This window comes from Mesorhizobium sp. J18 (assembly GCF_007829525.1).
GTDB lineage: Bacteria > Pseudomonadota > Alphaproteobacteria > Rhizobiales > Rhizobiaceae > VLJP01.
Genome location: NZ_VLJP01000017.1, coordinates 1 through 21,071 on the forward strand (window position 1 = coordinate 1; position 21,071 = coordinate 21,071).

Annotated in this window: 27 protein-coding genes; 8 read left to right on the forward strand and 19 right to left on the reverse strand. The window is 61.1% G+C overall.

Annotation, left to right across the window (positions count from 1 at the left end):
- Positions 1-335: 335 nt before the first annotated feature.
- From L598_RS08510 to lgt, 13 genes are all read right to left on the reverse strand, one after another.
- On the reverse strand, positions 336-806 hold the full coding sequence (locus tag L598_RS08510; protein WP_144861562.1) for a MaoC family dehydratase: 471 nt from the start codon (positions 804-806) through the stop codon (positions 336-338).
- Positions 803-1,270: a MaoC family dehydratase gene (locus L598_RS08515; RefSeq protein WP_144861564.1), complete on the reverse strand. Its 468-nt coding sequence runs from the start codon at positions 1,268-1,270 to the stop codon at positions 803-805. Before L598_RS08515 ends, L598_RS08510 begins: the two co-directional genes overlap by 4 nt.
- Before the next feature lie 79 nt (positions 1,271-1,349).
- Positions 1,350-2,324, reverse strand: coding sequence for a magnesium/cobalt transporter CorA (corA, locus tag L598_RS08520; RefSeq protein WP_144861566.1), 975 nt, complete (start codon positions 2,322-2,324; stop codon positions 1,350-1,352).
- A gap of 45 nt (positions 2,325-2,369) precedes the next feature.
- A complete protein-coding gene (gene ychF / locus L598_RS08525; RefSeq protein WP_144861568.1) occupies positions 2,370-3,473 on the reverse strand; it encodes a redox-regulated ATPase YchF in 1,104 nt (367 codons plus the stop codon).
- Between the two features lie 65 nt (positions 3,474-3,538).
- A complete protein-coding gene (locus L598_RS08530; protein WP_144861570.1) occupies positions 3,539-4,087 on the reverse strand; it encodes a dihydrofolate reductase family protein in 549 nt (182 codons plus the stop codon).
- A gap of 7 nt (positions 4,088-4,094) precedes the next feature.
- On the reverse strand, positions 4,095-4,814 hold the full coding sequence (gene pth, locus L598_RS08535) for an aminoacyl-tRNA hydrolase (RefSeq protein ID WP_144861572.1): 720 nt from the start codon (positions 4,812-4,814) through the stop codon (positions 4,095-4,097).
- A 24-nt stretch (positions 4,815-4,838) separates the two neighbouring features.
- Positions 4,839-5,501, reverse strand: a complete 663-nt coding sequence (locus L598_RS08540) for a 50S ribosomal protein L25/general stress protein Ctc (protein ID WP_144861574.1) — start codon at positions 5,499-5,501, stop codon at positions 4,839-4,841.
- Positions 5,502-5,809: 308 nt separating this feature from the next.
- The gene (locus tag L598_RS08545) at positions 5,810-6,742 is read right to left on the reverse strand and encodes a ribose-phosphate pyrophosphokinase (protein ID WP_144861576.1); all 933 of its coding nucleotides are present in this window, start codon (positions 6,740-6,742) and stop codon (positions 5,810-5,812) included.
- Positions 6,743-6,872: 130 nt separating this feature from the next.
- The gene (locus L598_RS08550) at positions 6,873-7,466 is read right to left on the reverse strand and encodes a hypothetical protein (protein WP_144861578.1); all 594 of its coding nucleotides are present in this window, start codon (positions 7,464-7,466) and stop codon (positions 6,873-6,875) included.
- Between the two features lie 33 nt (positions 7,467-7,499).
- Positions 7,500-8,651: a Xaa-Pro peptidase family protein gene (locus tag L598_RS08555; protein ID WP_144861580.1), complete on the reverse strand. Its 1,152-nt coding sequence runs from the start codon at positions 8,649-8,651 to the stop codon at positions 7,500-7,502.
- Positions 8,651-9,445 carry a peptidoglycan editing factor PgeF gene (pgeF, locus tag L598_RS08560; RefSeq protein ID WP_144861582.1) on the reverse strand — a complete coding sequence of 265 codons (795 nt, stop codon included), beginning with the start codon at positions 9,443-9,445 and terminating at the stop codon, positions 8,651-8,653. Before pgeF ends, L598_RS08555 begins: the two co-directional genes overlap by 1 nt.
- The gene (locus L598_RS08565; RefSeq protein WP_144861584.1) at positions 9,445-10,659 is read right to left on the reverse strand and encodes a class I SAM-dependent methyltransferase; all 1,215 of its coding nucleotides are present in this window, start codon (positions 10,657-10,659) and stop codon (positions 9,445-9,447) included. Before L598_RS08565 ends, pgeF begins: the two co-directional genes overlap by 1 nt.
- Positions 10,656-11,510: a prolipoprotein diacylglyceryl transferase gene (gene lgt / locus L598_RS08570; protein WP_144861586.1), complete on the reverse strand. Its 855-nt coding sequence runs from the start codon at positions 11,508-11,510 to the stop codon at positions 10,656-10,658. The genes L598_RS08565 and lgt overlap by 4 nt, the downstream gene beginning before the upstream one ends.
- A gap of 155 nt (positions 11,511-11,665) precedes the next feature.
- Here lgt and L598_RS08575 point away from each other — a divergent pair, with 155 nt between their 5' ends.
- The 4 genes from L598_RS08575 to L598_RS08590 all read left to right on the forward strand — a co-directional run bounded on the left by L598_RS08575 (position 11,666) and on the right by L598_RS08590 (position 13,677).
- Positions 11,666-11,983, forward strand: a complete 318-nt coding sequence (locus L598_RS08575; protein ID WP_144861587.1) for an accessory factor UbiK family protein — start codon at positions 11,666-11,668, stop codon at positions 11,981-11,983.
- Positions 11,984-12,297: 314 nt separating this feature from the next.
- Positions 12,298-12,798 (forward strand): YbjN domain-containing protein, encoded by a 501-nt coding sequence (locus L598_RS08580; RefSeq protein ID WP_144861589.1) that lies wholly within the window; start codon positions 12,298-12,300, stop codon positions 12,796-12,798.
- Positions 12,795-13,154: a tRNA-binding protein gene (locus L598_RS08585; protein WP_144861591.1), complete on the forward strand. Its 360-nt coding sequence runs from the start codon at positions 12,795-12,797 to the stop codon at positions 13,152-13,154. The genes L598_RS08580 and L598_RS08585 overlap by 4 nt, the downstream gene beginning before the upstream one ends.
- 88 nt (positions 13,155-13,242) lie before the next feature.
- Positions 13,243-13,677: a hypothetical protein gene (locus tag L598_RS08590; protein ID WP_144861593.1), complete on the forward strand. Its 435-nt coding sequence runs from the start codon at positions 13,243-13,245 to the stop codon at positions 13,675-13,677.
- Between the two features lie 3 nt (positions 13,678-13,680).
- On the opposite strand, the gene L598_RS08595 is transcribed toward L598_RS08590, so the two are convergent.
- The 3 genes from L598_RS08595 to L598_RS08605 all read right to left on the reverse strand — a co-directional run bounded on the left by L598_RS08595 (position 13,681) and on the right by L598_RS08605 (position 16,503).
- A complete protein-coding gene (locus tag L598_RS08595) occupies positions 13,681-14,976 on the reverse strand; it encodes an ATP-binding protein (protein ID WP_246658686.1) in 1,296 nt (431 codons plus the stop codon).
- A 275-nt stretch (positions 14,977-15,251) separates the two neighbouring features.
- Positions 15,252-15,971 (reverse strand): response regulator transcription factor, encoded by a 720-nt coding sequence (locus L598_RS08600; protein ID WP_144861597.1) that lies wholly within the window; start codon positions 15,969-15,971, stop codon positions 15,252-15,254.
- Positions 15,958-16,503, reverse strand: coding sequence for a MarR family transcriptional regulator (locus L598_RS08605; RefSeq protein WP_144861599.1), 546 nt, complete (start codon positions 16,501-16,503; stop codon positions 15,958-15,960). Before L598_RS08605 ends, L598_RS08600 begins: the two co-directional genes overlap by 14 nt.
- A gap of 230 nt (positions 16,504-16,733) precedes the next feature.
- On the opposite strand from L598_RS08605, the gene L598_RS08610 reads away from it, so the two are divergent.
- The 3 genes from L598_RS08610 (at position 16,734) to L598_RS08620 (ending at position 18,828) form a co-directional block, all read left to right on the forward strand.
- The gene (locus L598_RS08610) at positions 16,734-17,627 is read left to right on the forward strand and encodes a branched-chain amino acid aminotransferase (protein WP_144861601.1); all 894 of its coding nucleotides are present in this window, start codon (positions 16,734-16,736) and stop codon (positions 17,625-17,627) included.
- A gap of 165 nt (positions 17,628-17,792) precedes the next feature.
- Complete coding sequence (locus L598_RS08615) at positions 17,793-18,068, forward strand: hypothetical protein (protein ID WP_144861602.1); 276 nt, start codon at positions 17,793-17,795, stop codon at positions 18,066-18,068.
- A gap of 118 nt (positions 18,069-18,186) precedes the next feature.
- Positions 18,187-18,828, forward strand: coding sequence for an MBL fold metallo-hydrolase (locus tag L598_RS08620; RefSeq protein WP_144861604.1), 642 nt, complete (start codon positions 18,187-18,189; stop codon positions 18,826-18,828).
- A 24-nt stretch (positions 18,829-18,852) separates the two neighbouring features.
- Here L598_RS08620 and L598_RS08625 read toward each other — a convergent pair whose 3' ends face one another.
- From L598_RS08625 to L598_RS08635, 3 genes are all read right to left on the reverse strand, one after another.
- A complete protein-coding gene (locus tag L598_RS08625; protein ID WP_144861605.1) occupies positions 18,853-19,257 on the reverse strand; it encodes a BA14K family protein in 405 nt (134 codons plus the stop codon).
- A 189-nt stretch (positions 19,258-19,446) separates the two neighbouring features.
- Positions 19,447-19,659, reverse strand: coding sequence for a cold-shock protein (locus L598_RS08630; RefSeq protein ID WP_144861607.1), 213 nt, complete (start codon positions 19,657-19,659; stop codon positions 19,447-19,449).
- A 344-nt stretch (positions 19,660-20,003) separates the two neighbouring features.
- Positions 20,004-20,216: a cold-shock protein gene (locus tag L598_RS08635; RefSeq protein WP_144861609.1), complete on the reverse strand. Its 213-nt coding sequence runs from the start codon at positions 20,214-20,216 to the stop codon at positions 20,004-20,006.
- Between the two features lie 276 nt (positions 20,217-20,492).
- On the opposite strand from L598_RS08635, the gene L598_RS08640 reads away from it, so the two are divergent.
- Positions 20,493-21,023: a histidine phosphatase family protein gene (locus L598_RS08640; protein WP_144861611.1), complete on the forward strand. Its 531-nt coding sequence runs from the start codon at positions 20,493-20,495 to the stop codon at positions 21,021-21,023.
- Positions 21,024-21,071: the final 48 nt, after the last annotated feature.

Below are 21,071 nucleotides of genomic sequence, written 5' to 3' on the forward strand. Positions count from 1 at the left end.
AGGCGCCGGTCCCTTTCCCGCGGGACCGCCGTCGCGACCCGCTTTCCCGCGGAAAGGGATGGGGCAAGGATAGCGCAGGTTAGGAAGGCGGGGATGAAATGGTGAATGGGGABYRGTGAATGGKGAAKGGMRRCAAYGGCTTGGCGCGGAGAGGGCGAAGAATCTATCCCCGCGTGTTCTTCCTTCACAGCGTTGCTCGCCGACCCTCCCCTCGAGGGGAGGGTAAACCGCGGCACATGCCTGCCCGTTGCGGCTTCGGCAAGACGGCAGCCTCACCCCTGCAAGTTCCTGCAGTCATCCCTGCAAGATCATGGCCGTGTAAAGCCGTGCGGCTCTTATTCCGCCTTCACCAGAACGGCGCTTTCGAACTCGAGCACCTTGTCGCCCTTTGAATCGACGGCGCCGCAAATCAGTGTCAGCACGCGCCAGCCCGGCCGTGAGGCGAGGGCGCGGTGCTTCACCGCCTTGCGCGTGAAGGTGATCGTTTCGCCTGCATAGACGGGCTTCAGCCATTTCAGATTCTGGAAGCCGGGAGAGGGGCCGAATTCCGGTGGCGGTCCTTCTCCGGTCCATGGCCGTTTCTCGTAATCCTCACGATGGGCGAGATTGTATTTCATCCACATGGCGCAGGTGTGCCAGCCCGAGGCACACAATCTGCCAAACACGCTGTGCTCGGCCGCCGCCTCATCCATGTGGAATCGCTGAGGATCGTATTTCGCGGCGAAACGCTTGATCTCATCCGGATGAAACACATGCGAGCCGAGTTCGATCGTCTCGCCGATGCGGAAGTAGTCTTCGAGGCTCATGCAGCGGCTCCGGGATCACGCAACAGGAACATGCCGGTGTTTTCCAGTTCCAGCACAATCTCCCCATGCTGGTTGGTCAGTTCGTGCCGGCAGGTGACGAAACCGAGATCGGGCCGCGACCTGGAGCGCCGCCGCGCGGTTATGGTCGAGCGCCCGGACAAGGTGTCGCCGGCGAGCACCGGCTTCTTCCAGCGTGCATATTCCACGCCGGGCGCGCCCTGAGACGTGGAATCGAGAAGAAAGGCATCGCACATCATGCGCATGAACATCGCGCAGGTGTGCCAGCCAGAGGCCGCCAGTCCTCCAAGGATGCTGTTTTTCCCGGCCTCTTCATCGAGATGCATCGGCTGGGCATCGAATTCGCTGGCGAATTCAATGATTTCCTCCGCCGTGACGATCTTCGGCTCGAACTCTATGGTGCGGCCTTCCTCTAGATCCTCATAGGCCCATTTGAAATCGGTCATTTCCCAAATCCGTTCAAAGCTGCACAATCACAATGGCGGCTTCCGCGACAGGCCGCAAGCCCGTGCATGGGCAAAGCCGCTACAACCAGCCGCGATGGCGGAAGAACCAGAAGGGGCCGATCGCCGAGACGACCATCAGGGCAAGGGCCATCGGATATCCGTAGAGCCATTTGAGCTCCGGCATGAAGTCGAAATTCATGCCATAGACCGAAGCGACCAGCGTCGGCGGCAGGAAGACGACGGCCGCAACGGAGAATATCTTGATGATGGCGTTCTGCTCGATGCTGATCATGCCAAGCGTCGCATCGAGCAGGAAAGTGATCTTCTGCGACAGGAAATCCGCGTGGTCGCTCAGGGAGATCACGTCGCGGGAAAGGGTCTTCACGCGCGCCCGCATGTCCTTGGCATTTTTCGGCGTGATCGTGGCGTTGGCGAGAAATCCGGAAAGGCGCTGTAGCGTCATGAGACTGTTGCGGATATGCGAAACCAGCCCTTCCTTGCGGCCGATCGCCTTCAGCAGCTTGTGGAAGTCGCGGTCGCGTTTCGAAGCCTTCGTCTCGCGTGCATAGAATATGCTGTTGGAGATCGATTCCACTTCGTTGCCGACACCCTCCAGCACATCGGCCAGCCGGTCGACTATAGCTTCGAGGAGGCCGGCCAGAATCGTGTCGCCGGCCGTGCAACCGGTCGCCGCCTTCTCCGCCCGCTGAGGGAAGGTCGTGAACGCCCGTGGCTCATGATAGCGGATGGTCACCAGCCGCTGGCCCGCAAGAACGAAGGTGACGGGGGCCATCACTGGATTGTCGTCATCCGCGTGCGCCGGCAGCGTGGCTGTCATGAAATAAACGCCCTCCTCCACATAGAGGCGGCTGGAGATTTCGATCTCCTCCATCTCCTCGCGGGAGGGCACGCCGATGCCAAGCCAATCCTCTACGAGGTCTTCTTCGTCCCGTGAGGGGGTCAGGAGATCGGCCCATACCACCCTGTCGCGATTGGCAGAGAAATCGTCCACAAGCCGCAGGCGCTCCTGCTCCACCACGAAAGCCTTGATCATGACGGCATTCTCCTCGATCAGCCGAGCGAACCCCCTTGGCCCTGTTCAGGTGTTGAACTTGAACAGCATCACATCGCCATCCTGAACGACATATTCCTTGCCCTCGTCACGCGCCTTGCCTGCCTCGCGGGCGGCAACCTCGCCGCCAAGCGAAACGAAATCGTCATAGGCGATCGTCTGAGCGCGGATGAAGCCACGCTCGAAATCCGTATGGATCTCGCCCGCCGCCTGCGGTGCCCTGGCGCCGCGCCGCACGGTCCAGGCGCGGGTCTCCTTGGGGCCGGCCGTGAAGAAAGTGATGAGGTTCAGCAGTTCATAGCCGGCGCGGATCAGGCGATCGAGCCCCGGCTCCTCCAGACCCATGGCCTCCAGATATTCGGCGGCTTCGTCGTCGGGAAGCTGCGCGACCTCGGCTTCGATCGCGGCCGAGATGACGACCGTTTTGGCGCCTTGCGCCGCAGCCATGGCTTCGACCGCCTGCGTATGTTCGTTGCCTTCCGCCGCATCGCTTTCGGCGACGTTGCAGACATAGAGGACGGGCTTGGAGGTCAGCAGGTTGAGGCCCTGCAGGATGCGCAGGTCTTCCGCAGCAATGCCAGGCAGGAGCATGCGCACGGGCTTGCCGTCCTGGAGAAGCTCCAGCGCCTTCTCCATCATTGGCAGGACCGTCAGGGCTTCCTTGTCCTTGCCGGTGGCGCGCTTGCGTATTTGCAAGATGCGCCGTTCCAGGCTTTCCAGGTCCGCCAGCATCAGCTCCGTTTCGACCGTCTCGGCATCGGCCACCGGATCGATGCGGCCTTCCACATGGGTGATGTCGTCATCCTCGAAGCAGCGCAGCACATGCACGATGGCATCAACCTCGCGGATATTGGCGAGGAACTGGTTGCCGAGACCTTCGCCTTTCGAGGCGCCGCGCACGAGGCCGGCGATATCGACGAAAGAGATGCGGGTCGGGATGATCTCCTTCGATCCCGCGATCCCGGCGATCGCCTTCAGGCGCGGATCGGGTACGGCGACCTCGCCGGTATTCGGCTCGATGGTGCAGAAGGGATAGTTGGCCGCCTGCGCCGCCGCGGTTTTCGTCAGCGCGTTGAAGAGGGTCGACTTGCCGACATTGGGCAGGCCGACAATGCCGCATTTGAAGCCCATGATGTTATTATCCTACAGAGAAGTCAGAATTTGCTCAGGGCTATGGGCGAAAGGATCTACGATCGTCAAGCCTTGGATGTCCCCCGGCGCAAGCCATATCGTGAATGCACAGCGCCATTGGCAAGCGGCTTGGCGAATTCGAGATCCAGCCAGACATCGGCGAGCGGATTGCCGAATGCCAGAATGCCGTTCCCCAAGACCACAGGAATGGTGCCCACCTCGACCGTGTCAAGCAGATCGGCTTCAATGAACTGGCGCACGAGATCGCCGCCGCCAAGCACCCAGGTGCGTCCGTTTGCGCCGCGGCTGCGGAGATTATCGAGCAATGCGGCAGGCGAGCCTGCTACAGCCTCTGTCTTGTCCGGCAGGTCGTCGATCGCACGCGTGGTGGCGACGGTGCAAGGCCATTTCGCATAAGGCCACGCCTCGTGCCGGCGAACGACGTCGTAGGTGCTGCGTCCCATCACGATACCGCTGAGCGATGCCATGAAGGCATCGAAATCGAAATCGGCATCGGCCGGATAGTCGTCCAGCCAGTCTATCGCGCCATCGGGGCGGGCAATGAACCCGTCCAGCGACATGGCGAACATATAGATCACGTCCGTCGCGGCCATTCAGGGATCACTTCTTGTTGCCGAAGAGCTTCCTCAGCATGGCAGCCATCGGCCCGCTTTCCGGAAGCTCGACGGACGGCTCTTTCGGCCGCGCCTGGTGGATATGGCTCTGACCTCTGGTTTTGCCGGAAGGCGCCGGATCGGCCTTGGCGGCCTGCCCACGCGGGACCGCGAGGCTGACCTTGTTCATGAAGCCGTTTTCGTCGCCTTCGACCAGCATCGCGATATTGTCGGCAACGGCATCGAGCAACGGGTCGAGCCATTCATGATCGGCCTTGGCGAAATCACCGAGGACGTGGCCGGTTACCCGCTCCTTCGAGCCGGGATGGCCGATGCCGATGCGCACCCGCCGGTACTCCTTGCCGCAGTGAGCATCTAGGGAGCGGATTCCATTGTGGCCGCCCGCGCCACCGCCGGTCTTCACCCGCAGCTTGCCGGGCGCCAGGTCAAGTTCGTCATAGAAGACGATCAGATCGGAAGCCGCGAGCTTGTAGAAGCGCATCGCCTCGCCAACAGCCTGACCTGAAAGGTTCATGAAGGTTTGCGGCTTGATCAGCACGACCTTCTCGCCTCCGAGACGCCCATCCGAGACAAGGGCGCTGAACTTCTTCGTCCATGGCGAAAAGGAATGGCGGCGGTGAATGGCATCCGCCGCCATGAAGCCGACATTGTGTCGGTGGTTTGCATATTCCCGGCCCGGATTGCCGAGCCCTGCAATGAGCAGCATGGTTCCTGCCGGAAAAGGCGAGGATTATTCCTCGCTTTCGCCCTCTTCCGCCTCTTCGGCTTCCTCTTCTTCAGCTTCCACAGCAGCTTCGGCCGCTTCTTCGTCCTCGGACCGCAGAACGGCAGGCGCCGCAACCGTGGCGATGGTGAAGTCGCGATCGGTGATGGTCGGGGTCACGCCTTCCGGCAGCTTGACCGCAGAGATATGGACGGAATCGCCGATATCCAGACCGGTCAGGTCGACCTCGATCGCGTCGGGGATCGCCGTTGCAGGGCAGGTGAACTCGATCTCGTGCCGGACGATGTTCAGGACGCCACCGCGCTTGATGCCCGGAGAGGCTTCCTCGTTCAGGAAGTGGACCGGGATGTTGACCGTCACGATCGTGTCCCTGCTGACACGCAGGAAATCGACATGCATCGTGAAATCGCGGACCGGATCGAGCTGATAGTCCTTCGGAAGCACCTGGATCTTCTTGCCGCCGACATCGATCGTGGCGATCGTCGTCATGAAGCCACCGGCATGAATCTTCAGATGCACGTCCTTGTAAGGGAGCGCGATCGAGAGCGGGGGTTGCTTGTCGCCGTAGATGACGGCTGGAATCTTGCCGTTGCGCCGAAGTTCCCGGGCGGACCCCTTACCGACCCGTTCGCGCGCCTCGGCCTTGAGCTCGTAGGTTTCCTGGCTCATGGCTTTCCTTTCGCGTGTTGTTTGGAGCGTTTACAGGCGGGTACGAATTCCGTTCCATAAACGTCGAAAGCGGTCTTCCGCCGCACGATCCATGCCGGAAACGCCTGTTTCGCCTGTGCGAGACGTCCGGTCTGGTTCAATGGAGCGGGTGCCGCCTTCATCCGCGTTGCCTCCAAGGGTGTCTGCGCGGACGCGGCGTCTATAGCGGAAGCCTTCCGACAGTGCAAGGAGCGGCGATCGATGCCCTGAAAAAAGCGAACAATTCCTGTTCGGCGCGCTGGCGGGCCTTGAGGCCCGCGGCCGGTCGGTCAGTCGAAGAGACTGGAGACAGATTCCTCGGCCGCCGTGCGGGAAATCGCTTCGCCGATGAGATCGGCGATCGTGATCGTGCGGATGTTTCTCGCGGTCTGGACATCCGGCGTCGGCTGGATTGAATCGGTAATGACCAGTTCCTTCAGCTTAGACCCGGTAATGCGTGCGACGGCGCCGCCGGAGAGTACGCCATGGGTGATATAGGCGGTGACGCTCGTGGCGCCGTTGGCAAGGAGAGCCTCGGCGGCATTGCACAGGGTGCCGCCGGAATCGACGATGTCATCGATCAGCAGGCAGTCCTTGCCGTGAACATCGCCGATCACGTTCATCACTTCCGACTCGCCCGGTCGGTCACGGCGTTTGTCGACGATGGCCAAGGGTGCATCGATGCGCTTTGCGAGCGACCGCGCACGCACCACGCCGCCGACATCCGGCGACACCACCATGACATTTTCGAGATTGTATTTGGCCTTCACGTCACGGGCCATGACGGGCACGGCGTAGAGGTTGTCAGTCGGAATGTCGAAGAAGCCCTGGATCTGCCCGGCATGCAGATCAAGCGTCAGCACGCGGTCTGCTCCTGCCTGGGTGATGAGGTTGGCCACAAGCTTGGCCGAGATCGGTGTGCGGCCCGAAGTGCGCCGATCCTGCCGCGCATAGCCGAAATAGGGGAGCACAGCCGTGATGCGGCGAGCCGACGACCGGCGGAAGGCGTCGATCATGATGAGCAGTTCCATCAGGTGATCGTTTGCCGGGTGGGAGGTCGACTGCAGGACGAATACGTCCTGGCCGCGCACATTTTCCTGGATCTCGACGAATATCTCGTCGTCGGCGAAGCGCCTGACGCTGGCCTTTCCGAGGGGAATGTTGAGATAGCGGGCAACGGCCTCGGCCAGCACCCGGTTGGAATTGCCCGCAAAGAGCTTCATGGATTGTTCCCGGCGAACGCCATCATCTGGATGAAGGGCTTTTAGCGGGGTCAGCCCGTATTGCAAGCATCTGATGTCCGAATTCCCTCCGGAATCCCTGAAAAAGATCGCAAAAGCCCGGATAACGGACCTAGGCTGATCGCCCGGAAAGCCAGACGGCGAGCTCGTTGACCGTCTGATCGGCAATCGCTTCCATCGTCGGAGCAGTCACGGCGCTCCAGCCCTCGCCGCGCCTGGACGGCTCTTTCCGTTTGCCCTGCATCCTGTGCAGCCGCTTTCCATCCGGCCCGACGATGTCCCAAACGTAGATCACGGTGGTTTCGCCTTCTTCCGAGATGGCGGAGAAATATCCCTTCATCGACATGGTTCCGCCGGAAGGAGAAATCGGAATGCCGCGTTCGCTGGCGCGAGCGGCAAGACGGCTGGAAAGGGGTGTCAGCGCATTTTCCGGCGCTCCGATCACCGGGGCGAGCTGGATGCGGATGTCGGCGGGAATGGCCGCCGTCCGATCAGCGCCGGATGCTGCCGCCTGGGAACTAAGAGCCGAGATATCCCGGTCCTGTTCCGCCGTCAGCGGATTGATCCCGGATGAGCCATAGCCTGTCTTTGCCGACGGCGCAGAACCGCTGCCCGTCTGATCGAGCGCAGATTGGCTGCTGGTGCATCCGGAAAGAAGGCTGACGCTTATGATCAGCCCGCCTGCAATGGCCCTGGAACGTTCCATTCGTAACTTCTCCCCGCGTCCCTCATCGGCAAATCAGCGCGTGATCAGGTCGATATCATGGCGTGAGAGCGGTTTCGGCTCGCCATCCGTGGTCAGATAGGTCCGCCCCAGCGTCATGGCGGTATTGGTTTCCGAATCCATGATGATCATATGCGCGAACAAGGTCATGTCGGGAGCGATCGGTTCCGTGTTGCCGGAATAGAACATGGGTGCGTCCATCCAGGACGGGGAGAAGCGGGCCCCGAGCGAATAGCCACAGGCATTCAGCCGATGCTTGGTGAGGCCATGAGCTTCCATGACGCGGGCATGGGCGTCGAACACGTCGCCGAAGGTGTTGCCGGTCGTCATGGCTTTCTCCACCGCCAGCAAGGCGTCCCGCGCCGCCTCGAAGAGCTCCTGATGACGCTTGGAGACCTTGCCGATCACGACCGTGCGCATCATGGCGGCATGATAGTGATGAAAGACACCGGCCCATTCGAGCGTGAGCTGATCGTTCTTGGTGAGCTTGCGGCGCCCTGCCTTGTAGCGGCACAGGAGAGCGTCGTTGCCAGAGCCGATTATGAATTCGTTGGCGGGATAATCGCCGCCGCCAGCGAAGATCGCTCCCTGCATGGCGGCAAGAATATCGGCTTCGTCGCCGCCCTGCTTGATCAAGGGAAGGGCGGCATCAAGCGCATCATCGGCAAGTGCAGCCGCCTTGCGGACCTTCTGGATCTCGGCGGGGCTTTTCAGGAGCCGCAGTCTGCTGATGAGATCGGAGGCATCCTCGATCTTGCCGAAAGTCTGCAATTGCTCGTCGAGCAGACGGGCATTGCGGCCGGTCAGGCCGTGGGTGTCATATTCGACACCGATCCGGCAGCCGAGCAGGTCGAGGTCGTTGAGCAGGTTGCGCAGATCGATTGCCGGATTGGCATTCTGGCGGTCGGTCCACAGCATGATGTTGTCGATGGTCGAAGTGTGCCGCGCCTGGCGCAGATCGGCAGAGCGCGTCAGCAGGACCATCGAACCGTCGGCCTTCACGACGAGGCACTGGAAGAAGCAGTAGCCGAAAGTGTCGTAACCGGTCAGCCAATACATGCTTTCCTGAGCGAAAAGCAGCATGGCGTCGAGCTTGCGTTCGGCCATCTCGATGACGAGTCGGTCGCGCCGAGCATCGAATTCGGCCCGGTCGAAATGAAGTGCCATCAGCGCTCCTCCAGAACTATCGCCGATATTTGCCGGCCATAATCGGCCTCGCCCTTATGAGTGGCACGGCGGTAGGAATAGAAATGTTCTTCATCGGCATAGGTGCAGCGGTCGATATGTCCGGTGCTTACTCCCGCCGCTGCGAGTCGGTCTAGAGAATAGGCGTTCAGATCAAAAAAAGCATGGCCCTCCCGGTCTGACGGTCGGAAATAGCGGGCGTTGGAGGCATCTGCCGACACGAAGCGGTCGACAAATTCCGGGCCTACCTCGTAATTGGCGGCGCTGATCGCCGGTCCGAGCACGGCGACGATGCGCTCACGCCTGCTGCCGAGCCTTTCCATGGCTGCCACGGTGTTTTCCAGCACTCCGGTCAAGGCGCCTTTCCAGCCTGCATGGGCGGCGCCGATCACGCCGGCTTCAGTGTCGGCGAAAAGAACAGGTCCGCAATCGGCCGTCAGTGCGCCGAGGGCGATTCCCGGCGTGGCGGTCACCATGGCGTCGGCCTTCGGGCGTTCGCCGGCAAACGGTGCTTCCACATGCAGGACATCGGGCGAGTGCACCTGATACAAGGTGACGAGATTTTCCGGTTCGACCCGCAGCCATGAGGCGACGCGGCGGCGGTTTTCAGTGACTGCCTGCGAATCGTCGCGTGATCCCAGGCCCACATTCAGACCCTTGTAGAGGCCTTCCGACACGCCGCCGGAACGCGTGAAGAAACCATGCCGGATGGCATTTGCCCCCGCATGTTCCAGCAATGGCGACCGGAGAGGGTCCGGTCTCGTTTGATCCAGCATCAGCGGCCTTGACTATCCGATTTCGAGAGCGCGGGATGGTGGGGCAGCGGCTTCGCCAAGTCAATCCGTGGCCCGGCCGTAGCCCGGACCGTTCCACCGGGAGCTGTCCTGGCCATTTTGTCGCCTGTCCCATCCGCCACGGAAGGCGGAATTGCCGCCCCTTTGGGTACGACCGTCAAGGCCTTGAAGAGCGTCCCCATGGCCTCGGGACTGGCCAGCCGGTCGACTTCGCCGCGAATCCGTTCCTGTTCGGCAGCATCCCGACTGGCCCCCAGACGGCCGGCGCGTTCGAGAAGACCCATGGCGAGGAGAAAATCTCCCTGCGTCATCACATGAGCGTCGAGGCCGTTGGCTCGTGCCGCTTCGGCAAGTGCCGCGAAATCCACATGGGCTGTCAGATCCGCTTCGCCCGGATGGGCAAGCACGTGGTCATAGGCGTGTCGCCGGACGGCCTGCAAAGTGTCGCCGACCGCCGGCCTCTCATAGCCGTAGTCGATGAAAAGCCCTGCACCGCTGTCGCGCTCCAGCCGCGCCGCTATCGCCTCCATCAGTGCAGAACGCGCCGGCGCCAGCTCGACCACGGAACCTTCGGAGGCGCTTGTCGCATCCGGCGGAAGCAGGGCCGCATCCACGCTTCCCGCTCCGGCCATGAAGGCGAGGCTGCCGTCATCTTGCAGTCCGATCACCCGTTCGCGCCAGCCGTCAGCGGATTTGACATACTGGCGGACGGGCAGGGCGTCGAAAAGTTCGTTGCCAACGATGAAGAGCGGCCTGTCCGGCAGTTGGTCGACATGGCCGAACCATTCGGGACGTGTGGGGACGCCGGCAAGCGTTTGCTTCTGCAACTCGGCAAGCCGCGGGCTTGCCTCGATTATTGCAAAGCCGATGCCGGCCGCAAATTGCGGATCGAGGCGGGCGAATGTCCGCAGCATGTCCTTCATCAGCGTGCCGCGTCCGGGTCCGATTTCGGCCAGGGTAGCGGGCAGGGGACCGCCGCAGGCCTTCCATGCGGAATAGAGCCATATTGCGACCAGCTCGCCGAACATCTGGCTGATCTCCGGCGCGGTGGTGAAGTCCCCTTCGGCTCCGAAGGGTTCCCGCGTGGTGTAATAGCCATGCTCGGGATCGAACAGGCAGAGCATCATGTAGTCGGCCACGCCGATCGGCCCTGAAGCCTCGATCAGGCGCGAGATCTTCGTCTTGAGAGCGGTCATGGCCTTGCGGGTGCGGTTTCCGGCGCCCGTGCCGTGGCGATCGCCCAAAGTCCGATCAGCACCATCGGCAGCGACAGGATCATGCCCATGGTCAGCCAGCCGCCGAGAAGATAGCCGAGCTGCGGGTCCGGCATTCGGAAGAACTCGACGAATATGCGCGACAAGCCGTAGACGAGAATGAAGACGCCGCCGACGAAGCGCGGTTTCTTCAGGCGCAGGAAGCCGTGGGTCATCAGGCGCAGGATGCAGAACAGGAGGAGGCCTTCCAGCGCGGCTTCATAGAGCTGGCTSGGAKGGCGCGGCTCCGGGCCGCCATTCGGAAAGACTACGCCCCAGGGCATGTCGGTCGGGCGGCCCCATATCTCGGAATTGATGAAGTTTGCCACCCGCACGAGGCCGAGCCCGACCGGCGCCCCGGCCGCAACGACATCGAGCAGGCTGAACGGATTTATGCCGCGTGAGCGGGCGAAAAGCAGCATTGCCAGGGTGGTGCCGAGGAGGCCGCCATGAAAGGACATGCCGCCTTCCCAGACCGCGAACATATCGAGCGGATTCTGCAGGTAGCGAGACAGATCGTAGAAAAGCACATAGCCGATCCGGCCGCCGAGCACGATGCCGATTGCCGCCCACAGTACAAAATCGTCCAGGTCCTCCGGCTTCATGGGCGGCGTCTGGTGAGCCCACAGTTTCGGATTGGAGACGAGGCGCCTGCCATACCACCAGCCGAACAGGATGCCGACGACATAGCCGATGCCGTACCAGTGGATGGCGATCGGGCCGATGCGGATGAGGACGGGATCTATATTCGGGAAAGGCAGGGCGGCGAGCGGCACGAGAAGATATTCTGTCAACGGGACCTCCCGGCGCGGCAATCGGATGGGCGAGATATGCGCAAGCGCGCCGCCGGGGTCAAGGCAGGCATATAACAAGTTCCGCCTTGCATTCGCCGCCCCCCGGCACTACGTCGATTAGGTCCCGACCCTGGGACCAAAGCGAGGCACAGGCAATGACGAACGGACACGGACCCAATCGGATTCTCGATGAATTCGCCAAGCTCATGACCGATGCGGCCGGTGCGGCGCAAGGCGTGCGGCGGGAAGTGGAGACCGCATTCCGCAGCCAGGCCGAGCGGATCCTGAATTCCATGGACGTGGTCCAGCGTGAGGAATTCGACGCCATGCGTGACATGGTGATCAAGGCGCGGGAAGAGAACCTGAGGCTTGCTGCCCGTCTCGAGGCGCTCGAGGCGCAACTGGCCAAGACGGCCGCCGGGGAAGCCGAAGCCGTCGAAAAGCCGGTTTCCAGGTCGCGAACAAAAAAATAATTGCAGAGACACGTCATCTGATTCGAGCTTGAAAAACGCTTTGCCGAGAATCGCTTATGCGTTCCCGCTGAATCTTTTTCGCAGCCTCTATCCACATGCCAGTTCTGCAAATGCGAAAAAGGGGCTGGTCACGCGACTCGTCATCAATACACTGAATTTGTTGCATGATTCGAAACGGGTCATGCGCCGGGTAGTGGTGGGCCCGGCTGGGGGACGTGTCACTTCATGCTCTCGCCAGCAGCGTATCTGACCGAATAGTCGCGTATGCCTACAGGCAAGCGCATGGCAGCGCTTCAGGAATGGAAAGCAGATTGATGAGCCTTCTTGAACTCGACATTGCACGCGATGCCCATCCGGTAGATGTCATCGAGCACGTCGCACATACGCACGACTGGAGCTTCGAACGGACCGGAGACGACGAGATCGCCATTTCCGTCGCCGGCACATGGACCGACTACCACGTCTCTTTCTCCTGGATGGAGGAATTCGAGGCGCTGCATGTCGCCTGCGCTTTCGACCTGAAGGTCCCCGAAAGCCGGGCCCTGGAGGTCATGCGCCTTCTTTCTCTCATCAACGAACAGATGCTGTTCGGCCACTTCGATTTATGGGAGCAGGAAGGAGCAATCATGTTCCGCCAGGCGCTGCTTCTTTCGGGCGGCGTCGAACCGACGAACCAGCAGGTGGAAGTGCTGCTCAACAGCGCCCTGGAAGCATGCGAATGCTATTTCCAGGCCTTCCAGTTCGTCCTCTGGTCGGGCTCTTCGGCCCGAGATGCACTGAACAGCGTTCTTTTCGAGACTTACGGGACGGCATGAGCGGCGCAGCAGAACCGAGGCCTGAAATCAGCTATGCGGATTTCGAAAAGGTCGACATCCGCGTCGGCACCATCGTGGAGGCGGAGCCTTATCCCGAGGCCCGCAAGCCGGCAATCAAGCTGAAGATCGACTTCGGGCCGTCCATCGGCGTGAAGAAGTCTTCCGCACAGATCACCAAATATTATTCGCCCGAAACGCTGGTCGGCCGGCAGGTCATGGCCGTCGTCAATTTCCCACCGCGCCAGATCGGCAAATTCATGTCCGAAGTCCTCACCCTCGGATTCCCGGATTCGGAGGGGGATGTGGTTCTGGCAGCGGTCGAAAGAAAGGTGCCTGACGGAGGAAAGCTTTTCTAAGAGACTGTAGTCCACGGAGCCCTCCCGGAACGATTTTCGCGCTGTTTCGTTCTTTTTGCGTCGGCAAATAGTCGTGGAGGGTCCTGCTATGGCGACTGGAGCGAAATCGACCAAGACGGGAAAGAGGGCGGCAAAGAAACCGGCGGCCAAATCCGCTGCCGCGCGAAGCAAAGCCACTGCCAAAGGCGAGGCATCGAAGGCCACTAACGGCAAGTCATCTGCTGCCAAGGCTACAAGTGCCGGTCGTGCTGCAGTGCAGAAGAAAGCTGCAGCGAAAACCACCAGCTCATCATCGGCCACGGCCGCAAGCAAGGCTACCAAGTCCAAGACAGTGCCCAAGGCCGTGGCTGTGTCCTCGGCCGCTACCTCCAAATCACGAGCGCGCAAGTCCGATTCTTCCGTTGCCACCAAGGTCGTGGAAGGCGTGGTGGGCGGGGTCGTCGTGGCAGCTTCGGGAGTGGCTTCCCTTGCCGGCAATGTGCTCGGCAAGAAATCCGGCGCGAAGAAGAAGGGAAAATCCTGAACTTCAGGCGGGGACGCGGATCACCGCCCGCAAACCGCCCAAGGGGCTATCCTCCAGCATGATGTCGCCGCCATGGCTGCGGGCAATGTCCCGCGCGATCGATAGGCCGAGGCCCGTCCCGCTCTTGTCCTGATTGCGTGCGTCGTCGAGCCGGACGAAAGGCTTGAAGACGTGCTCACGCTTTTCGGGCGGAATGCCGGGACCGTCGTCATCGACCGTGATGACCAGGGACCCCATCGAGTACCGGGCATCCACATGCACGTTCTTCGCATAGCGGAATGCATTGCCGATGATATTGTCCAGAAGCCTGTTGAAGGCGTTGGGCCGAACATAGGCTTTCGAGCTCCCGGACAGTGATGTCCTCAACTTGCGTTTCCTGAGCCGCGCCTCTTCCGTGAGCTTCTCGAAATAGGCGGCGAGATCGAAACTGCCAGGATCTTCCATCACTTCCCCGCGCGCGAAGGAAAGGTAGCCTTCGAGCATCAGGCGCATGTCTTCGACATCCTGGTCCAGCGCCTCGATATCCGCCTTGGGGCTGGCCAGCGCCAGTTGCAGCTTGAAGCGGGTAAGGATCGTACGCAGATCGTGGCTGACACCGGTCAGCATTGCCGTTCGTTGCTCGATCTGCTTTTCGATGCGTTCGCGCATCTGAATGAAGGCAAGGCCGGCGCGCCGCACTTCCTCGGCGCCTCGCGGCCGGAAGTCGCTCGGCATCGGGCGGCCCTTGCCGAAGCTTTCCGCAGCTTCGGCAAGCTGCAGGATGGGCCTGATCTGGTTGCGCAGGAAAGCGATCGCGATCGTCAGCAGGACCAGCGACGTGCCGACCATCCACAGCAGGAAGATGTGCGTGTTCGAGGCATAGGCCTGGCTGCGGCGCGCGAAGACACGCAGCACGCTGTTTTCAAGCTGGATACGGATCTCCACGATGTTCGAGTTGCCGACCGTGTCGATCCAGAAGGGACGGTTGATCTGGCGGGTGATCTCCTCGCTCAGGGTCTGGTCGAGGATCGAGAAGAAGGGCTTCGGCGCAGGCGCGGGTAGGGGATCGGGCGGCATAAGGTCGATCTTCAGCGCCAGCCGCTCCTGCGCGATGCGGATCACCTGCGCAATCTCCTCCTCCTGCGGATAGGTTTCGATCATGTCGATGATCGCCGCTATATCGCGGGTGACAGCCTGGCTCAGGCGCTGCGTCACCATCTGCCAGTGACGTTCCATGAAGACGAAGGCGATGACCGACTGCAACAGGATCATCGGCGCGATCACGATGATGAGCGAGCGCGCATAGAGCCGCTTCGGCATGTAGCGCGAAACGATGCGCCAGAATTGTCTCCAACCCTCGCGCAGCGCCGGCACGATGCCCGATGAAGATGGGGCCTGCGACGTTTCCCTTTCCTCCGATATCTCGGAATTCGCCATCCGCTTTCCTGTTCGGACCGGTGCCGCGGCCCCAAAGCCCACTCTGTCAGGCCGTTTCTGTCAGGCAATCTAAGACGCGATCGGCAAAGGTGAAACCGGTTTTGTCGCCGCTTCCCGGCGGCAAGCGATCGACCGGAACTGTCGGGCCAAACCGGACCCTATTCCACGCTCAGCCGGTAACCGACGCCGCGCACGGTCTGCAGCCAGATGGGATTGGACGGATCGCGCTCGATCTTGCGGCGCAGACGGTTGATCTGCACGTCTATGGTGCGTTCGCCCACCTCGGAGTCGCCTCCGACAAGCTCATGGCGTGGAATCGTCTCGCCGGCACGTTCGGCGAAAATCGCCATGATCTCCTGTTCGCGGTCGGTGAGCTTGAGCATCTCCCCGCCCCGCTTCAATTCGCGCCGTGAGATCTGGAACGTATAGGGGCCGAAGACGATCTGCTCGACCTTCGGCATTGTCTGCGGTCCCCCGCGGCGCAGGATATTGTTGACCCGGAGGATCAGCTCGCGCGGATCGAAAGGCTTCGGGAGATAGTCGTCGGCACCGGCCTCCAGGCCCGCCACGCGGCTGTCGGTCTCCGAAAGCGCCGTCAACATGAGGATCGGAACATCCTTTTCGGCGCGCAGCGCCTTGGTCAGGTCGACGCCATTCTCGCCGGGCATCATCACATCAAGGATGATAAGATCGAAATCGAGGCCGGCCAGCTTCCGCCGCGCCTCCGCTGCCGTGCCGGCCACGGTGATGCGGAAGCCGCTTTCGCTGAGGAAACGCTTCAGCAGCGTTCGGATGCGGGTATCGTCATCGACGACCAGCAGATGTGGCGCGTCGTCAAGCGGAGCCTCCCGGCTTTCGGTGATGTCAGCCTCGATCATTTTCCTTCCCCTCACCGGCCGGCGCTTCTGCACGGCTTGGCAGTTTATCCACCTGGGTCCGCAATTCCGGATTTACCATGGCTTTCAAGAATCGTTCGATCATAGCACGATCCGCTGGTTGAGCTTCCCGCAGTGCCGCACGGATACGGCGGGACTGTGGCACGGCCAAAGCCATAGCCAGCGCGCGCCCCTTGTTCGTCGGGTAGAGTTCGCGCTGGCGCCGGTCGCGAGGCCCCTGGACCTGGATGACATGCCCGGTATCTATGAGCTGCTTCAGGACGCGGGCGAGACTCTGCTTCGTGATGCGCAGAACGTCCAGCAGTTCCGCCACGGTCAGTCCGGGCCGACGGTTGACGAAGTGCAGCACACGATGGTGAGCGCGCCCGAACCCGTATTCCGTCAGTATGGCATCCGGATCGGAGGTGAAGTCGCGATAGGCGAAGAAGAAGAGTTCGATGAGGGCGAAATCCACGCCATCATCATTCGTCAACGCCTCCTTGACCGGTTTGCCCATCGTCGTCTGGTTCATCATTTCCCCGGAGTTTTCGAATTTATGTCAGCCATATTGACATAAATTTCAAGCATTGATAATTTTTGGCAAGCTTTTCGGCGGATTGCGAACGAAAAGGCATTGCGGAGCCGATTTTTTCGGAATTTCCTTCAAAACGCCTGTGCTTCGGCTTACGCTGTTCCAGCTCGTGACGCCCTCAAGGACGCGCGATTTCAACCATAACTCGGACATCACGTCCGTGGGAGAGAAACATGGCATCGGTTCCCTTCGATCAGCTCGACGGCTTCATCTGGTTCAACGGTGAATTCGTAAAGTGGGCGGATGCGAAGATTCACGTACTTACGCACGGCCTTCACTATGCCAGCGCCGTATTCGAGGGCGAGCGCGCCTATGGCGGCGAGATTTTCAAGCTCAATGAGCATAGCGAACGGTTGCTGGAATCGGCGAGAATACTCGGTTTCCGCATCCCCTATTCGGCGGAAGAGATCAATAATGCCTGCCGCATGCTGCTCAAGAAGCAGGGCTTCGCGGACGCCTATGTGCGTCCGATCGCCTGGCGCGGCAGCGAGATGATGGGTGTTTCGGCACAGAACAACCGTATCAATTGCGCCATCGCCATCTGGCAGTGGCCGAGCTATTTCGACCCCGAGCAGAGGCTGAAGGGCATCCGTCTCGATATCGCCGAATATCGCCGTCCGGATCCGCGTACGGCTCCCTCGAAGTCCAAGGCGGCCGGGCTCTACATGATCTGCACGCTTTCCAAGCATGCCGCCGAGGCCAAAGGATATGCGGATGCCTTGATGCTCGACTGGCGCGGCCGCGTCGCGGAAGCCACCGGGGCCAATATCTTCTTCGTCAGGGACGGCAAGCTCCATACGCCGGAGCCCGACTGCTTCCTCGACGGCATCACGCGCCGCACCGTCATCGACCTTGCCCGCAGGCGCGGCATCGAGGTCGTCGAACGGGCCATCATGCCCGAGGAAATGGAGGGCTTCGAGCAGTGCTTCCTTTCGGGTACCGCGGCGGAAGTCACGCCTGTCTCGGAAATCGGCCCTTACACCTTCCAGGTGGGTGAAATCACCCGTCTGCTCATGAATGACTACATGAGCGAGGTTCAACCCAAGCATCGCGTCGCTGCCGAATAGATTCCTTCTTCGGTCGACGCGTCATACTGCAAGTCGAGAGACTTCCGGCCTTGAGGCCGGAAGTAATTCCTCCGTCAATTAGCATCGTTGCATTTGACTCCTAGAAGAATCAGGCGATGATCCTTGCGTCGGCTTGCAGAGCCGGCGTCCATAGGAGGGAATGAGATGGAAGCGCTTCTCCCAATCATCGTCCAGGCCATTGCCGGTATCATTGGCGGCGAAGCCGTTGGTGCGGCCATACAGAAGGCGGCGACCGGTCACGTCGCGCGGATCATCGGTGGCGTTATCGGCGGCGTCGGCGGCGGCGCGGCACTTGCCGGAATGGCCGGAGACGGCGGCGCACTGGGCGGACTGCTCGGAGATGCCATTGGCGGCCTTGCCGGTGGCGGCGTGCTCACGGCTATTATCGGCGCTGTCATGGGCGCCACCAAGAAAGCCTGATTTTCGCCCCTGTTTCTCGACGGGCGGCGCCAGCCGCCCGTTTTTTTCTTGCCTGCGCCAATGGACCTGCATGCACCACCGGTTCTAAAACCATCGCAAGTCAATAAGGGAGATCGCGATGGGTGAAATGCGAGCGGGCGTCATTCCGGTAACGCCGTTCCAGCAGAACTGCACCATCCTGTTCGACAAGGACGAGAAGGTTGGCGTCGTCATCGACCCGGGCGGCGAGGTCGATCGCATCCGCGCTGCGATCGAGAAGAACGGCATCGCCATCCAGGCGATCTGGCTGACCCATGGCCATATCGATCACGCCGGCGGGGTGATGGACCTCAAGGATGCCCTTGGCGTCGACATTCTCGGCCCGCATGAGGACGACCGGGAGATGCTTTTGAATTTGGCCAGCCAGGCGCGCATGTACCGGCTGACGGACCCGGTGCGTGATTGCACGCCGGACCGTTTCCTGACCGAAGGCGAAACCGTTTCCTTCGGGGAGCATAGTTTTCAGGTGCTGCACTGCCCGGGCCATGCACCGGGCCATGTGGTCTATTACAATCCAGCCGCCAAATTCGCCCATGTGGGCGATGTGCTCTTCCACGGCTCGATCGGGCGGACCGATTTGCCGGGCGGCGATCACGCTGCCCTCATACGGTCGATAAAGGAAAAGCTGCTGCCGCTCGGCGACGACATTGGCTTCCTGTGCGGGCATGGTCCCGGCGGACGTTTCGGCGAGGAACGGCGGACAAATCCGTTCCTCGTCTGAAACTTGCACGGGCGCGATTTCGGCTCAGTTCAGCGTGCAGAAATGCTCACGGCCGTCATAGCCGAGATAGGTGCCGGTGCCTGGATCGAAACTCCGGTACCGTATCGAGCATTCGCGATACCAGCTCCGCGTCCAGGGCTCGGGCGTCTCGCGCACATAGACCACATCAGGGGCCGGTCGGTAGTGATAACGGGCCGGCGGCGCAGGCGGGTAATACCTGTCGACATAGACCGGGGCAGGGCGGGACTGCGAGAGCGCAGCACCGGCAATGGCGCCGACTGCAAGCCCGATCGCCCCGGCGGCAAGCGCGTCGCCGCCATGATGGTGATGTCGATGGCGCCAATGATCGCCGGCATTGGCCGGAATGGCGGTAAGCGCCGTCGCGGCGACCGCCGCGCTCAAAACGACTGACTTGAAGAAGCGGTTCATTGTTCATCTCCAATAAGCCACTGGAATGGAAGGCAATCCAGCATGCCATGGAGGCAAGATTTAGGTCGGTTTTCCTGAACGCAGGCTGAACGAACGGCCCCGACTTTTCCGGGATCGCAACGCGCCCAATCAAAAACGCCCTCGCAGAGGCGAGGGCGTCGAATGGAAGCCAATATGCGGCGGGAAACTTCAGCCGATGGAAAGATTCACCGCTTTCGGGCCCTTTCCGCGCTTGTCGGGTTCGGTATCGAAGGTCACCTTCTGCCCATCCTCGAGACCCGGCAGTCCGGAAGCCTGGACGGCGGAGATATGAACGAAAACGTCCTTCTGCCCGTCATCCGGCGTGATGAAGCCGAAGCCCTTGGCATGATTGAAGAATTTTACGGTTCCCGTCTGAGGCATGGGAAGAACTCCTTTTTCTCCCATCGTTGCGTCGAGGGCTTGGCCCTCATGAGTCTCGGTCCTTTACTGGGGGAGAAGAAACAGTCAGCTTCGCACAGGGGCCTTGTCGCATTCCCATCGTTTCGCGAGCCTCCCAGGTGCCTTTGTCGGTTCTTGATCCTGGGGCATGCTATTCCAGTCTCCGGGCCGGCAAATGCCCGAACGCGGAATTGTTCCTTTATTTTGCGGCTTTCGGCAAGTGAAACTTTCCTGAAGGCCGTGCCTGGAGCGGAATGAATTCAATGAAAAAGGCGTGGCGATGCGACGCCACGCCTCGAATGGCCGGTTTGGTCCGGATCGTCTGATTATGCGGCCGCGAGGTTGACTGCCTTCGGACCCTTGCCCATGCGGTCGGGCTCGACGTCGAAGGAAACCTTCTGGCCGTCGACGAGCGTATGCATGCCGGAACGCTCGACAGCAGAGATGTGAACGAAGACGTCCTTCGCGCCGTCATCCGGCGTGATGAAGCCAAAGCCCTTGGACGAATTGAAGAATTTTACAGTGCCGGTCTGGGACATGGGAAACTCCTTTTCCCTTCGAGAGAATGCGTCTGTGCGACATGCACAGTTTCGCAGCGGTCGAGTTCACGTAAATCGGGAAAAGGGTCGTCCAAAAAACGCTTCCAGTTCTCCGGGTCAGTAACACCCGAACGGCTATAGATATGCCACAAAAACACATTTCGGGCAAGGTGGAAGCCATGTCCGACAGCAGGCTGCGGCTGCTGTTCCAGCTGCCTGTTGCCGAAAGCAGGCTCCAGCCATAGAGAGTTCCAGGTTTGCCGGTATGGAGCGACGATGAAAGAGCTGCTTCTCCTTCGCCATGCGAAGTCGAGCTGGGACGATCCGCAGCTCGACGATTTCGATCGTCATCTTGCGGAGAGGGGCAGGCGCGCGGCGCCATTCATGGCGCGGGAAATCGCAAGGCGCGGATGGCTGCCGGATCATGTAATGGTTTCGCCGGCATTGCGCACGCGGCAGACCTGGGAACTGGTCTCGGCAGAACTTTCCGGTGTTCCGGAGGCGGTGTTCCATCCGCAGATCTACACGGATTTGGCCGATGATCTCCTCCAGCTTGTCAGGGAAGCTCCGGAGTCGGCCGCGCGCGCCCTTCTGGTGGGGCATAATCCGGCCCTGGAGGAGTTTGCCGCGCGCCTTGCCGGAACCGGCTCCGACAAGAAGCTGATGAAGAGGATGCGGCACAAATTCCCGACGGCGGCCCTGGCTCGCCTCCTTGTCGAGGAGCCATGGCGGGATCTTTCTCCGGGGGCAGCCAGGCTGGTCGATTTTCTGACCCCAAAGGATCTCTCCTCACGATGCCCTTCCTGACAGCCTCTTGTCAGGAAGGGCCATGCTGCCGGTCCGTCCTGGCGATTA